The 13,943-nt window shown below is 63.3% G+C and carries 16 protein-coding genes; 9 read left to right on the top strand and 7 right to left on the bottom strand.

Annotation, left to right across the window (positions count from 1 at the left end; genetic code table 11):
- Positions 1-176: 176 nt before the first annotated feature.
- Both ligA and AC1DXU_RS01240 read left to right on the top strand, forming a co-directional pair.
- Positions 177-2,381 carry an NAD-dependent DNA ligase LigA gene (gene ligA / locus AC1DXU_RS01245; protein ID WP_477363321.1) on the top strand — a complete coding sequence of 735 codons (2,205 nt, stop codon included), beginning with the start codon at positions 177-179 and terminating at the stop codon, positions 2,379-2,381.
- Positions 2,381-3,073: a DUF2461 domain-containing protein gene (locus AC1DXU_RS01240; RefSeq protein ID WP_477363319.1), complete on the top strand. Its 693-nt coding sequence runs from the start codon at positions 2,381-2,383 to the stop codon at positions 3,071-3,073. Before ligA ends, AC1DXU_RS01240 begins: the two co-directional genes overlap by 1 nt.
- A gap of 25 nt (positions 3,074-3,098) precedes the next feature.
- On the opposite strand, the gene AC1DXU_RS01235 is transcribed toward AC1DXU_RS01240, so the two are convergent.
- Positions 3,099-3,857 (bottom strand): SDR family NAD(P)-dependent oxidoreductase, encoded by a 759-nt coding sequence (locus tag AC1DXU_RS01235; RefSeq protein ID WP_477363317.1) that lies wholly within the window; start codon positions 3,855-3,857, stop codon positions 3,099-3,101.
- 120 nt (positions 3,858-3,977) lie between these two features.
- Between AC1DXU_RS01235 and AC1DXU_RS01230 the strand changes: the two genes are divergently transcribed.
- Together AC1DXU_RS01230 and AC1DXU_RS01225 are read left to right on the top strand one after the other, a co-directional pair.
- Positions 3,978-4,706 (top strand): AzlC family ABC transporter permease, encoded by a 729-nt coding sequence (locus AC1DXU_RS01230; protein ID WP_477363314.1) that lies wholly within the window; start codon positions 3,978-3,980, stop codon positions 4,704-4,706.
- Entirely contained in the window at positions 4,703-4,999 is a 297-nt protein-coding gene (locus AC1DXU_RS01225) for an AzlD family protein (RefSeq protein WP_477363311.1), read from the top strand. The genes AC1DXU_RS01230 and AC1DXU_RS01225 overlap by 4 nt, the downstream gene beginning before the upstream one ends.
- 153 nt (positions 5,000-5,152) lie before the next feature.
- Here the strand turns inward: AC1DXU_RS01225 and AC1DXU_RS01220 are convergent, their stop codons facing one another.
- The 3 genes from AC1DXU_RS01220 to AC1DXU_RS01210 form a co-directional block, all read right to left on the bottom strand.
- Entirely contained in the window at positions 5,153-6,997 is a 1,845-nt protein-coding gene (locus AC1DXU_RS01220; RefSeq protein ID WP_477363308.1) for an aminopeptidase P family protein, read from the bottom strand.
- A 108-nt stretch (positions 6,998-7,105) separates the two neighbouring features.
- A complete protein-coding gene (locus AC1DXU_RS01215) occupies positions 7,106-7,978 on the bottom strand; it encodes a 50S ribosomal protein L11 methyltransferase (protein WP_477363305.1) in 873 nt (290 codons plus the stop codon).
- A gap of 10 nt (positions 7,979-7,988) precedes the next feature.
- On the bottom strand, positions 7,989-8,567 hold the full coding sequence (locus AC1DXU_RS01210; protein ID WP_477363302.1) for an SCO family protein: 579 nt from the start codon (positions 8,565-8,567) through the stop codon (positions 7,989-7,991).
- 197 nt (positions 8,568-8,764) lie between these two features.
- On the opposite strand from AC1DXU_RS01210, the gene AC1DXU_RS01205 reads away from it, so the two are divergent.
- From AC1DXU_RS01205 to AC1DXU_RS01190, 4 genes are all read left to right on the top strand, one after another.
- Positions 8,765-9,271 (top strand): cytochrome b, encoded by a 507-nt coding sequence (locus AC1DXU_RS01205; protein WP_477363299.1) that lies wholly within the window; start codon positions 8,765-8,767, stop codon positions 9,269-9,271.
- A gap of 63 nt (positions 9,272-9,334) precedes the next feature.
- A complete protein-coding gene (locus AC1DXU_RS01200; protein WP_477363296.1) occupies positions 9,335-9,838 on the top strand; it encodes a CreA family protein in 504 nt (167 codons plus the stop codon).
- Positions 9,839-9,907: 69 nt separating this feature from the next.
- Complete coding sequence (locus tag AC1DXU_RS01195) at positions 9,908-10,549, top strand: DapH/DapD/GlmU-related protein (RefSeq protein WP_477363293.1); 642 nt, start codon at positions 9,908-9,910, stop codon at positions 10,547-10,549.
- A 136-nt stretch (positions 10,550-10,685) separates the two neighbouring features.
- A complete protein-coding gene (locus AC1DXU_RS01190) occupies positions 10,686-11,114 on the top strand; it encodes a low affinity iron permease family protein (protein ID WP_477363290.1) in 429 nt (142 codons plus the stop codon).
- Positions 11,115-11,117: 3 nt separating this feature from the next.
- Here AC1DXU_RS01190 and AC1DXU_RS01185 read toward each other — a convergent pair whose 3' ends face one another.
- A complete protein-coding gene (locus AC1DXU_RS01185; RefSeq protein ID WP_477363287.1) occupies positions 11,118-11,984 on the bottom strand; it encodes an SDR family NAD(P)-dependent oxidoreductase in 867 nt (288 codons plus the stop codon).
- Positions 11,985-12,114: 130 nt separating this feature from the next.
- On the opposite strand from AC1DXU_RS01185, the gene AC1DXU_RS01180 reads away from it, so the two are divergent.
- Positions 12,115-12,396 (top strand): hypothetical protein, encoded by a 282-nt coding sequence (locus AC1DXU_RS01180; protein ID WP_477312110.1) that lies wholly within the window; start codon positions 12,115-12,117, stop codon positions 12,394-12,396.
- A 6-nt stretch (positions 12,397-12,402) separates the two neighbouring features.
- On the opposite strand, the gene AC1DXU_RS01175 is transcribed toward AC1DXU_RS01180, so the two are convergent.
- Both AC1DXU_RS01175 and AC1DXU_RS01170 read right to left on the bottom strand, forming a co-directional pair.
- A complete protein-coding gene (locus AC1DXU_RS01175) occupies positions 12,403-12,978 on the bottom strand; it encodes a TMEM175 family protein (RefSeq protein WP_477363284.1) in 576 nt (191 codons plus the stop codon).
- Positions 12,979-13,074: 96 nt separating this feature from the next.
- Complete coding sequence (locus tag AC1DXU_RS01170) at positions 13,075-13,614, bottom strand: MATE family efflux transporter (protein WP_477365919.1); 540 nt, start codon at positions 13,612-13,614, stop codon at positions 13,075-13,077.
- Positions 13,615-13,943 lie beyond the last annotated feature (329 nt).

Raw genomic sequence — 13,943 nt, 5'->3', positions numbered from 1 at the left:
TCCGGTTCTCGGAAGCCACCCTTCTCGACTCGGCCTGACCTGAATCTCAACATATCCTGAGCGCTACATTTTTCGTGTCCGGAAAAGAGTCAGGATATGGCTCCATCCCGCTGTTCGGGAATGATTTTTCCGAAATCCTGATTTATGGTGTCGCGCCACTGTCCAGGGACCGCTGCATGTCTGAAAAACCAGTCGAATCGTTGAGCGAAAGCGAAGCCGCGGATGAGCTTGCGCGGCTGGCGGAGGAGATCGCCGGCCACGACCGCCGCTATCATGCCGAGGACGCGCCGACGATCACGGACGCCGAGTATGACGCGCTGCGGCGGCGCAACCTTGCCATTGAAGAGCGTTTTCCCGATCTGGTGCGGGAGGATTCGCCGTCGCGCCGGGTAGGTGCTGCGCCGGCGGAAGGTTTTGCCAAGGTTCGGCATACCGTACCGATGCTCAGCCTCGCCAAGGCCTATACCGACGAGGACGTCACCGATTTCCTCGAGCGCGGCCGGCGATTCTTCGATCGCGACAAGGATCTCGACATCGCTTTTACGGCCGAGCCGAAGATCGATGGGCTGTCGGCGTCGCTGCGCTATGAGGGCGGCGTGTTCGTGCAGGGTGCTACGCGCGGCGACGGCGCTGTCGGCGAGGACATCACTGCTAACCTGAGGACGATCGCCGACATCCCGGCGAAGCTGAAAGGCTCGGGCTGGCCCGACACGATCGAGATACGCGGTGAGGTCTATATGACCTATGCGGAGTTCGAGGCGCTGAAGGCGCGCTCGGCGGCGGTTGGCGGCCAGGATTACGTCAATCCGCGCAATACGGCTGCCGGCTCGCTGCGCCAGAAGGATGCCTCGGTTACCGCCAGCCGCAATCTCCGGTTCTTCGCCTATGCCTGGGGCTACACGACGGAAGATCCGGCGCCGACCCAGTACGAATCCGTGCAGAGGTTCAAGGATTGGGGGTTCCAGATCAGCCCGCTGATGGTGCGGGCGAAGTCGGTCGAGGATCTGGTCGCGCAGTATCGCCTCATCGAGGCTCAGCGCTCATCGCTTGGCTACGATATAGACGGCGTCGTCTACAAGGTCGACCAGCTGGAATTGCAGCGCCGATGGGGGTTCGTTACCGGCGAGCCGCGCTGGGCCATCGCCCACAAATTTCCGGCCGAACAGGCGACGACGACGGTGCAGAAGATCGACATCCAGGTCGGCCGTACCGGTACGCTGGCGCCGGTTGCGCGGCTGGCGCCGGTCACGGTCGGCGGCGTCGTGGTCGAAAACGTCACACTTCACAATGAGGACTACATCAAGGGCCTCGACAGCACCGGCCAGCCGATCCGCGACGGCATCGACGTGCGCATCGGCGATACGGTGGTGATCCAGCGGGCAGGCGACGTCATTCCGCAGATCGTCAGCGTCGTCATCGACAAGCGTCCGGCCGATGCCGTGCCTTATGAATTCCCGCACATTTGTCCGGTCTGCGGCTCGCCGGCGACGCGCGAGATCAACGAGAAAACCGGCAAGGAAGATTCGCGCCGGCGCTGCACCGGTGAACTGATCTGCGCGGCGCAGGCGGTGGAAAAGTTGCGCCACTTCGTGTCACGCGGCGCCATGGACATCGAAGGCCTTGGTGCGGAGAACATAGACACTTTCTTCAATGCCGGATTGATCAAGACAGCCGCCGATATCTTTACGCTCAAGGATCGCCGTCCGGCCGTCACCAAGGCGCTGGCCGAGCGGCGCGAGGAGCAGGCGAGGCAGCGCGAGGCCGCATCGGGCAAGACGCGCAAGAATGTGCGCAGTGTCGAGGACCGCAACTACGAAGGCCTCGACAAGCTTTTTGCTGCCATCGACTCGCGCCGCGAACCCGAGCTCGACCGTTTCATCTTCGCGCTCGGCATTCGCCATATCGGCGAAACGACGGCCGCCGTGCTCGCCCGGACCTTCTCGACCATCGAGGAGTTGATCCGCGTCGGTAAGGAGACGGCGGCGGCCGCCGATCCGCACAGCGTTTTCCCATCGGTCAACGGCATCGGCGATACCGTGATCGACGCGCTGCGCGATTTCTTCGGCAATGAACGTAATGACGACGTGCTTGACGCGTTGCTCGCACAGGTGAAGCCGAAGCCGTACATCGTCACCGTCTCGGCCGACAGCGAGGTTGCCGGCAAGACCATCGTTTTCACCGGCTCCCTGGAAAAGATGACACGCTCCGAAGCCAAGGCGATGGCCGAACGTCTCGGCGCCAAGGTGGCAGGTTCGGTGTCGGCGAAAACCGATCTGCTAGTAGCCGGGCCTGGTGCCGGCTCCAAATTGAAGCTGGCCGGTGAACTCGGCGTCGAAGTCATCGACGAGGACACCTGGTTGCAACGGGTCGGCAAGGCGTGATGGCTGGCGGGTTCAAAGGGTTTGGGCAAAAAGCCCTTCCGTTTCTGAAGGCGCTGGATTTCCATCAGAGCCGGGAGTGGTTCCAGGAGAACCGCGCGCTTTACGACAGCGAGCTGCATGAGCCGCTCTGCGATCTGGTGGAGACGCTGACGGAGCGTTTCGCGACAGCGGGGCTCGGTCTGCGCGGCGATCGCAAGAAATCGCTGTTCCGCATCAACCGCGATGTGCGCTTCGCCAAGGACAAGCGGCCCTACAACCGGCACGTCTCGGCGATGCTGTCACCGGATGGCACCAAGATGGAGCAGGGCGTGTTCTATGTGCATATCGGGCTGGAGCGTTGCTTTGCCGATATCGCCTGGTGGAATCCGGAGCCGACGCTGCTGCTGGCGATGCGCAAGGCGATTGCGACCCGGCCGGCCGAATTCCGCAAGCTGGTGACGGCGTTGAAGAAGAACGGTTTTGAGCTCGAAACGGAAGGCCGCATGAAGCGTGCGCCACGCGGCTTCGAGGAGGTCGCGGACGCCGATCTTGCGGCGGCCGTGCGCAACCGGCATTTCTATGTGCAACACCTCATCGATCCCGCGACGATCCATTCGCCGGCGTTGGCCGATGAGCTGGTTGATTTTACCTTGCGGGCAAAGCCGTTGCTCGACTGGGGCAGGGCGATCCAGGGCACGGTGCCACGCAGTTAGTTTTCCGGCCTTTGGGTTGCGACGGCTACATCCGCATCAAAAGCCCGCCATCGACGGCGAGTTCAATTCCGGTGATGTAGCTCGCCGCGTCGGAGAGCAGGAACAGTGCGGCATTGGCCATGTCCTGCGGCGTGCCGATACGGCCGAGCGGCGTGTAGTCGGCAACTGCCGCACGCTTCTCCTCGGTATCCCAGCGCGCCTGCAAGGGGGTGAGCGCCATGCCCGGACAGATGGCGTTGGAGCGGATGCCCTCGCTCGCAAGCTGCATGGCCAGCGATTTCGAAAGGGCGCAGACGCCAGCCTTCGATGCCTGGTAGGCATCCTGCGGCTTCGGGTCGCCGCGATACCACTGGATGGTCGAGAAATGCACCATGGCGCCACCGCGCCCGCCCGTGCGCATCTGCGGAACCACAGCACGCGCCGTGTGCACGAAGGATTTTAGATTGATGTTGAAGACCTGGTCCCAGACATCGAGGTCCATGTCGAGGGCGGACTTGTCGCGGCCGAACCACAGCACCCCGGCGACATTGGCGAGATAGTCGATGCCGCCGCGCTCGCGGCCGGCCGCATTGATGGTCTGTTCGACAAAGGCAGCGTCGGTGAGGTCGCCCTGAGCGAAGGTGAGCCGGTCGTCGTAGGAGGCAAACGATGCCGGACGCGGCTTGATGTCGATGGCCGTGACCGAGGCGCCTGCTTCGAGCAGCGCCAGCGCGATCGCCTCGCCCATGCCGCCGCCAGCCCCGGTGACGACCGCATGCCTGCCGGTGAAATCATAAACGATCATCCCACAACCCTTTGCTTTCATGACCCGTGACATCAGTTTCGCTGATCTGTTGGCTCAAATGAATTCGTCTGACTTTTCAGCCGCTGGAACCTACATATCAGCGCAATCTGGGAATGTGACATGTCAGTAGAGATCTTGAGCGAAAATTCTGCAGCCAGCGAGTTCTGGGACGGCGTGCGGTTGTCGATGCCGGTGGTCGTCGCGGCGGCGCCGTTTGCGCTGCTGTTCGGCGCCATTGCCGTCGACAATGGCCTTTCCGTTCTCGAAGCTACTTTGATGAGCGCGCTGATCTTCGGCGGTGCCAGCCAGATGGTCGGCATCGAACTGTTCGGCCAGCATGTCGCGCCATGGCTGATCGTGCTGTCAATCTTCGCGGTGAACTTTCGCCATGTGCTCTATTCCGCAGGCATCGGCCGCCGCATCGCGCATTGGCCTGTCATTCAGCAGGCGCTGGGTTATTTCGTGCTCACCGATCCGCAATTCGCGGTGGCCGAGCGCAAGGCCGAGGCCGGCGAGACCGTTGGCTTCGCCTGGTATATGGGGCTTGGCCTGCCGGTCTATGTGTTGTGGGTGATCGAGAGCGCGCTGGGTGCGGTGTTCGGCAAGCTCATTCCCGACACGCATGCTCTCGGCATCGATTTCCTGCTGCCGATCTATTTCCTCGGCCTGGTCATGGGTTTTCGCAAGCGGCCGCTGTGGCTGCCGGTGGTCATCGCCAGCGCTGCTGCCTCGATCATCGCCTACAAGACGGTGGGGTCGCCGTGGCACGTCTCCATTGGTGCGATTGCCGGCGTGCTGCTCGCCGTCATCCTGCCGCCGCATCACAGCGGCGTCGAGGCACGGCCATGAGCGCGACCTTCTGGATCATCATCGCCGGCGCGGTCGCCACCTATCTCACCCGCATTGGCGGCCATCTGGTCATCTCGCGCTTCGACAATATCCATCCGCGCGTCGAGGCCGGGCTGAACGCCGTGCCGGCGGCGGTGCTGACGACGCTGGTGGCACCGGCGGCGCTCGGCGCCGGACCGGCGGAATGGGTGGCGCTAATCGTTGCCGCGATTGTGTCGTTGCGCGGCGGGCTGATGGTGATGTTTTTGGCCGGGGCGGCGGTGTTGATTCTTGCGCGGCAGTTTGTCGGGTAGGAATTCTGCCGGCGCGATTGGTTTTGGACCGCTGGCGCTGCCCCTCATTGCCCTGCCGGGCGTTCGTCACTCGAAAAGCCAAGCAATTGGCTTTTCGTCCGCTTCGCGGACCGCTCCTCAACTCCCCGTAGAACGGGGAGAAAGAGGCTCACCTCAAATCTTCTGGTCGTGCGGCAGCGGTGCGGTTGCTTTTTCCAGCCAGGCCAGCGTCTCGCCGTCGAGCATCGGTCCGATCTCGGCCAGCACCCGCGCGTGATACGCGTCGAGCCAATGCAGTTCGTCGCGCGTCAACAAATCGGTGCGCACCAGCCTGACGTCGATCGGCGCCAGCGTCAGCGTCTCGAAGTCGTGCATGGCGATGTCGCCGCCGTCGACCGCCTCGGCCGGCGTCACCAGGACAAGGTTCTCGATGCGGATGCCGTAGGAACCTTCCTTGTAGTAGCCGGGCTCGTTGGACAGCATCATGCCGGCGAGCAGCTTTTCGGTGCCGGTGCGGGCGATGCGCTGCGGCCCTTCATGCACGGCAAGATAGGAGCCGACGCCATGGCCGGTGCCGTGGGCGAAATCGCAGCCGTGCTTCCACAGCGCCATGCGGGCGACGGCATCGATTTCGGAACCGCGCGTACCCGCGGGGAAACGAAGCATTGAAATGCCGATCATGCCCTTCAGCACCAGCGTGAAGCGCTCGCGCATCTCGTCGGTCGGCTTGCCGATCGGTACGGTGCGGGTGATGTCGGTGGTGCCGTCCTGGTATTGGCCGCCGGAATCGAGCAGGAACAGCTCGCCATTCGCCAGTTTGCGGCTGGTGGCGCGGGACACGCGGTAGTGCATGATGGCGCCGTTCGGGCCGGCGCCGGAAATGGTGTCGAAGGAGATGTCGCGCAGCGGCATCTGCGTTTCCTCGCCGGTGGCACGGCGGGTTTCCTCCAGCCGGGTGACGACGGCGATCTCGTCGAGCTTGCCGGGCCTTTGGCGCTCCAGCCAGCACAGCAATTTGGCGATTGCCGCACCATCGCGGCGGTGCGCGGCGCGGCTGCCGGCGATTTCGGCTGGGTTTTTGGTGGCGCGTGGAATGCGGGCAGGGTCGGCCGCTGATATCACGGTGCCGCCATTGTCCTCGATCAGCATTTTCAGCCTTTCCGCCGCCAGCACCGGATCGAGCGCGATCTTTGCGCCGCTCTTGGCAAGGGCGACGATCGCCGCCTCGAATTCACCGGGCTCATGCAGATCGGCGAGCTGGGTGAGATAGGCGGCGACGGTGCGCGAGAACTTGCGCTGGTCCATGAAAATCTGGTGCGAGCCATCGGCGGCGAGCACGGCGAAGCCGAGTGCCAGCGGCGTGTGCGGCACGTCACCGCCGCGGATGTTGAAGGTCCAGGCGATGGAAGAGGGGTCGGTCAGCACGGCGTGGGTGGCGCCATCCTTGGCGATCGCCGCTGCCAGCCGTGCCAGCTTGTCCTTCGCCAGTTCGCCGGCAAAGCCGATCGGATGGATCTCGACCGGCGCCAGCGGCGGTTCGGGCTGATCCTTCCAGATGATGTCGATCGGGTTCATGTCGAGCGGCACCAAGGTTGCGCCCGATTGTTCGGCCGCGGCATTCAGCGCCTTGACCTCGCCCAGCGTGTGCAGCCACGGGTCGAAACCGAGCCGCGCGCCCTTGCCGAGATTGTCCTTGATCCAGCTGGCCGGCGGGTTGTCGACCAGGCTTTCGATCGAAAAGATGTCGAGATCGACCTCGTGGCGCACCTGCAGCGTGTAGCGGCCGTCGACAAACATGAAGGCGCGGTCGGCAAGCACGATGGCGACGCCGGCCGAACCGCTGAAGCCGGTCAGCCATTTCAGCCGCGCCGAGCGGTCGGCAACGTATTCGCCCTGGTGTTCATCGGCGCGCGGCACGATGAATCCGTCCAGCCCGTTCGCCGCCAGCCATTGCCGCAGCAGCGCCACGTGCGGCTTGCCGACTGCGGGGTCGCCGGCGGAATCGAAGGTCTGGAACATGGTGGCCTCCTCGGGTGCTTGGCGGCGAGCGTAACGCATGAGCCCGAAAACCGGAATCGATTTCCGGACGTTCCAGACCGGCAATTCATAGGTCTGATTTGGTCCAGATCAGCGCTTGAGGTGGATCGTCACCCAGCCCTCGCGGTGCGAGGTCCTGACATGGCGAAACTGCTGGCCTACATAGGCCGAAACCACGGCGTCGCGCTGGCGGTCGAGGATGCCCGACAGCACGATCGAGCCGCCGAGGCTCATATGTCTGGCCATCTCCGGCGCCAGCCGCATCAGCGGCCGCGCCAATATGTTGGCGACGATGAGATCGAACGGCGCGCGCGCGGCAAAGATCGGGTGGTGGAAGCCCGGCGCGGTCACCGTTTCCACCAGCGATTTGACGTGGTTGAGGCGAGCGTTGGCGGCGGCGACCTTGACGGCGACCGGATCGATGTCGGTCGCCAGCACAGGAATGTGAGAAAGCTTGGCCAGCGCGATGGCCAGCACCGCGCTGCCGGTGCCAAGGTCAAGCGCGTTGCGCGGGTGCTCGCGCCGCACGACCTGTTCTAGCATTTCGAGGCAGCCGGCGGTGGTGCCGTGATGGCCGGTGCCGAAGGCCAGCCCCGCCTCGATCTCGATGGCGAGTTCGCCGCTGTGGCGCTTCCGGCGGTCATGCCCGCCATGGACGAAGAAGCGGCCGGCGCGTACCGGCTTCAGCCCGTCGAGCGAGTGCGCCACCCAGTCGATATCGGGCAGGGATTCGCGCTCGATCGGCTTCGACAGAGCGAGGCCGGCGAGAATGTCGTTGACGCGTGCCTCGACGGCATCGACGTCATCGTCGGCGTAGAGCGACACTTCGTGGATATCGCGGTTTTCGTCGACCTCCAGCACGGCGATCGGCAGGCCGTCATCCTCGAAAGCCGCCTCAAGGGCTGCAAAGATGCGGTCGGCGTCGATCTTGCCGGCGGTGAAGTGGAGACGTGTCTGGGTCATTGACTGTGTATCAGCCTTCCGCCGCCAGCCGCTTGAGCTTGGCAATGGCGGTCTCCGGGCTTTCACCATAGGCAATGGTGCCGGAGAACTCACCCTTGGCGTTGAGCAGCAGCACCGAGGCGGTGTGATCCATCGTGTAATCGCCGTCGCCCGTCTCGACCTTTTTCCAGTAGATGCCGAAAGACTTGGCCATGGCGTGGACCTTGTCCGGATCGCCTGAGATGCCGACGATGCGGTCGGAAAAATTGCTGACATAGGTGTTCATGAGCTCGGGCGTGTCGCGCTCGGGATCGACGGAGACGAAATAGGCGTGCAGGTTTTTGCCGTCGTCGCCCATCGTCTTCAGCCAGCCGGCCAGTTCGAACAGTGTGGTCGGGCAGACTTCCGGGCAATGGGTGAAGCCGAAGAAGACGACGCTGGGATGGCCTCTGAAGGCGGCTTCGGTGATCGGCGCGCCCTTCTGGTCGACCAGCGTGAAGGCGGCGCCGAACGGCTCGCCACCATAGTGCCCGCGGTACCAGTCGAAGGTGAGCCAGCCGATGCCCGCCGCCATCAGGACGAGAATGCCGACCAGAATTGAACGCATCATCAGGGATTGTCCGTCGTGATTTTCATTGGGTGCTGGATCGCACCATTCGGCGAACACTCTTAGCGGGTTGCCCGTGCGCACGCAAAGATGTCGCGTTGCCGCAACCGGCCGTCGATACCGGCTTACCAAATCGTAATTTGAACGGTTTGGGCCCCTGCCTATTTTGATAGTCTGCGCTTTCGCAGCGGAACCAGCCAATGCCGGATACGCCTGTCGCCTTCTATTCAAAGACCCAGATCTGGCTGCACTGGAGCATTGCCGTGCTGATCCTGGTGCAATTCCTCGCCCATGACGGCATGGAGCATGTCTGGCGCGCCTTGCGCCGGGGCCAGGAGGCGTCGTCCGGCGATGTGCCGCTGGCTTACATGCATGTCGTGCTCGGCCTCGCTGTGCTGGCTCTGGCCAGCTGGCGGCTCTGGCTGCGCACGACACGCGGCGTTCCTGCGGTTTCGGGGATGGAACATCCGGCGCTGCGGCTGCTGGCCAAGGCGACGCATTTTGTCATCTATGGGCTTATCTTCATCGTGCCGCTGTCGGGCGCAGCCGCCTGGTTCCTGGGCGTGCCGGGGGCAGGGCTGGTGCATGTGATGGGCAAGAACATCCTGCTCTATGTCGTGCTGTTGCACACTGCAGGCGCGCTGGTTCAGCATTTTGTCCTCAGGAGCAACGTGCTGCGGCGGATGCTCGCGTTCGGCCGAGCCTAGCTTGCAAAGCGTCGCCGTTCGCCCCACCTGAGGTCGGCAAAACTCGAACCTCAGGAGGCTCTCTTGCAAATACCGATTGGGCGAAAACTGATCGGCGGCGCTTTGGCCGCATGCCTTGTCGTTGGCTCTGGTGCGGCGGTCGCCGAGGAAGTCGGCAAGGTCGGGGTCGACTGGGTCGGCAACGACATCATCGTCGAGGCGATCAAGGACCCGAAGGTCGAGGGCGTAACCTGTCATGTCTCCTACTTCGACCGCAGCGTCATCGACCGGCTGCACAAGGGCAACTGGTTCGAGGACCCTTCGGATTCCTCGATCTCCTGCCGCCAGACCGGGCCGATCACCATCGGCGATATCGACATGGGCGAGGGCGGCGAGGAGGTTTTCAAGCAAGGCATCAGCCTGATCTGGAAGAAGCAGGTGGTGAACCGCATCTACGACAAGGCCAACGAGACGCTGATCTACTTGTCGCATTCGCGCCAGGTGCAGGATGGCTCGGCGAAGATGTCGGTCACCACCGTGCCGCTCTATGGCCAGAATGTGGTGTGGACCAGCGGCAAGCCGAAATAGGACCTGGCAATAGCTGACGAATGATTGGTGCCGCTTGCGGGACCAATCGCTCGGGCGTAAATCGCCCGCATGGATCGTCCGGAAAACCTTGTCCTGAAAGACCCCGAACCGCGCATTCATCCGACGGCGGAGCTGAAGGCGTGCAAGCTTGGGCGCTACGCCTCGATCGGCGAGCGCGTCGTCCTGCGCGAAGTGACGGTCGGCGATTTCTCCTATTTCGAGCGCCATTCGGAAGCGATCTACACGACGATCGGCAAATTCTGTTCGATCGCCGCCAACAGCCGGATCAATGCGCTGGAGCATCCGATCGAACGGGTGACCCAGCACAAGGTCAGCTACCGGCCGAACGAATATTTTCGCTGGCTGGGCGTCGACGCTGCGTTCAAGGAGCGGCGGCAGGCAAAGGCGGTCAGCATCGGCCACGATGTCTGGATCGGCCATGGCGCGGTGATCATGCCCGGTGTGAGCATCGGCAATGGCGCGATCGTCGGCGCCAATGCGGTGGTGACGCGCGATGTGCCGGCCTATGCGATTGTCGCCGGCGTGCCGGCCAAGCCGCTGCGGCCGCGGTTCACCAGCGAGATTGCGGCACGGATCGAAAGCCTCGCCTGGTGGGACTGGACGCCGGAGAAACTGGCCAAGGCCGTCCCCGATATGCAGGCCATGCCGATCGAGGCTTTCCTCGACCGCTGGGAAAACGACGCCTCCTGAGTTCGTCAGGCGTGCATAGGATTGTTCACGAAATCCCTTCTGGCAGGGAACCCGGAGCGGCCGCCGGTTGTTTCTCCCCGGCGCGAGATGATCCCGGTCCGGGGTCACCTCGTCGCCGCCATTGTGGGATTTTTCGATGTTCGAGAAGGTTTTCACCAGGATTGCCAACAAGGTCGCCCACCTTGCCGGCCTGCCGCTGACCTTTGCCGCTTGTTGCCTGATCGTCGTGGTCTGGGCAGCCAGCGGGCCGCTTTTCGGCTTTTCCGACACCTGGCAGCTGGTCATTAACACCGGCACGACGATCATCACCTTCCTGATGGTGTTCCTGATCCAGAACACGCAGAACCGCGACGGTGCGGCGATCCAGGCCAAGCTCGACGAGCTGATCCGGGTCAGCGCAGGCCACAATCATTTCATCGGCATCGAGCACCTGACCGAATCCGAGGTCGAGGAGATTCGCGACCGCTGCGAACGCGCGGCCAAGCGGCATGACCGGGAGATTGCCGACATGGCCGCCAAGAAGGCCGTGGCGCAGAAGCGCGGCGCGAAAAAGCAGGCGGCTTGATCGTCAGCCTTTCATGAAGGCCGCGAAAGCATCCTTGTAATCAGGGTGCCAGCGCGACAGAGCAGGGCGGTTTTCGATGATGTCGCCGATCGCCCAGGCCATGCGTTTCTCGTCCATCGGCCGCACTGCCTCGTTGTCTGGGCACAGAATGTAGAAGTCGCCGCGCAGCAGCGAGGCCAGCATGAAGTCGATGACCTGTTCGCCGGTCCAGGCGCCGGCCGGCTTTTCCGTGGCACCTTCGGTCAGGCCGGTGAAGGTGAAGCCCGGGATCAGCAGATGCGCACTGATTTTGGCGCCGGGTTCGTTGCGCAACGCGTGCGCCAGACCTTCGGTGAAGGTTTTCACGCCTGATTTGGAGACGTTGTAGGCGAGGTTGCCGGGCGGCGTGGTGATGCCCTGCTTGGAGCCGGTGTTGACGATCAGGCCAGGTTTTCCCGATGCCAGCATGCGCGGTGCAAAGGCCTCGACGCCATGAACGACGCCCCAGAAATTGATGTCCAGCAACTGCTTCCAGGCGCCGCGGTTTTCCCAGGGTTTGCCGGGATTGTTGCCGACGCCGGCATTGTTCATCAGCAGCGACACATCGCCGAAGGCGGCGAATGTCTTTTCGGCCAGCCGGTCGAGGTCGTCGCCCTTCGCAACGTCGGTGGCAATGGCAAGTACTGCATCGTTGCCGGCAATCGCGGCGACGGCACGGCCAGCCTCGTCGAGGCGTGCGCCGGCGATATCGGCGAGCACGATCTTCATGCCCATCGCCGCCAGCCGCTTGGCGGCTGCAAGGCCGATGCCGCTGGCGCCGCCGGTGATGACGGCGACGTTGCCTGGGCTAAGGGCGGGCAGAGCGGTCTGGATCTCGGCATCGGCGGTCATGATTTTTTCCTTGGTTTGGGTCGCGCCGAACTTAGCGCGGGATGCGCTTCATGCAAGGCCGTCCAGCGTGTTCGGGTTGACCGCGTCCGCGACGGCTGCGCATGTTGCGGCTGAATAGGGAGACTGCCGATTGACCGACTGGGTCGCGATCTTGAAGGAGCAGACCGCCACCGGCGACCAGATGGGTCGCGAGGTGCCGCAAATGCTTGCCAATCCCGAAATCAGCGAGGCGCAGGTGAAGACGCTGTTTTCGGCGCTCGAAAAGCAGGCCGAGTTCGTCGAGAAACTGCGCATGGCGCTGGAGAAATTCGGCCATGATTTTTCGATCATCAAGGCGGCCGAGCGGCTGGAGGAGCGCTATGCCGACCTTGCCGCGTCGGTCGCCGAAAAGCTAAAGGCGATGCGCAAGTAGCGCCCGCTACTTTTCGATCACTCGCGAAAACCGCGTATCCGGCACGAACCAGACGGCAGCCACCAGAAAGTAGATCGCGACGCCGATCCACTGGTTGACGAAGGTCAGCAGCACCGCAGCTATGTATAGCGCTACCGAAATCTTGCCCTTGCGGTCACTGCCCAACGCCTTGGCGAAGGCTGTTTCGTTGCCATGCAGATGGTGCAGCTTGGTCACAAGAATCCTGTAGGCGACCCCACAGAGCACGAGGTCGACGCCATAGACGGCGACAGGTACCGGCGCGAAATGATTCTCGCCCATGAAGGCCGTCGTTGCCGGAATCAGCGACAGCCAGAACAGGAGGTTAAGATTTGCCCACAGCACGCGGCCGTCAACGCGCTGCACGGTGTGGAACATGTTGTGCAGATTGTTCCAGTAAATGCCGACATTGATGAAGGACAAGACATAGCTGAAGAAGATCGGCCACAGCGGCGCCAGCGCGGAAAGATCCTCGCCATGCGGCACTTTCAGTTCCAGCACCATGATGGTGATGATGATGGCGACGACGCCATCGGTGAATGCCTCGACCCGGCCTTTGCCCATGATTCCTCCCCCGGTTGTCGGGTGATATCTATGCGATGGCGGGACGTGCGGCTACCCGCCATATGGCTGGGCGAACAGGCGGGCGCGCCAAAACCTTCAGCCGTTCGGTGTCTCCAGCGTCATGTTGGCGCGCTGGCGCGGCATGCCGAGGCCGGTGTCCGGCGGCTCGCCTGCCGCCGGCCTGTCCTCGATCATGTGCGTAGTGCGCCAGCGGCCGAAGCGGTAGTAGGCGGCGGCCAGCAGCAGCGAGGTGATCGATCCCGCCGGAAAGCTCCACCACAGCGCTTCCTCGCCGATCACGCCGCGCATGAAATAGGCAAAGCCGGTGCGCACGATAAGCACCGAAATCACCAGGATGATCAGCGGTGGCATCACAGCACCGGTGGCGCGCACGGTGGCGAACAGCACGATGGTGATGCCGAACAGGATGAACGACCAGGAGGCAATCTTGTTGATGTGCGCGGCGATGTCGATCGCCACGCTGTCGCTCGAGAGGAACAGGCTGAGCACCGAGCGCTCGAAGACGAAAAGCACGGCGACCAGGGCGCCGGTCAAAACCAGGTTGAAGCCGACGCCGGAAGCCGCGATGCGGCCAGTCCGGTCCCAGCGTCCGGCGCCAACATTTTGCGCCGCCATTGAGGACACCGCCGCACCAATGGCTAGCGCCGGCATCTGGATATAGGTCCAGCTGCGCGGCGATGCCGTAGGCGGCCGCGACCTGCGAGCCGTAGGAGTTGACCATGCCCATCACGGTCAGCGCCGCTGCCGAGATGACGATCATCTGCAGGCCCATCGGTACGCCCTTGAAGACGACGATGCGCAGCAGCGTCGGATCCGGCCGCAGCAGGGCCAGGTTGGCGCCGGCGAGCCTGAGCGGGTGCTTGCGCGCATAGAGCACGACGAGGATGGCGATCACGCTCACCGTCTGGCCGATCAGCGTCGAGGTGGCCGAACCGGCAATGCCG

Source organism: Mesorhizobium sp. P3_A10 (assembly GCF_056403175.1).
The sequence above is the reverse complement of the archived record's forward strand: the minus strand, read 5'-3'. Positions and strand labels throughout refer to the sequence as shown.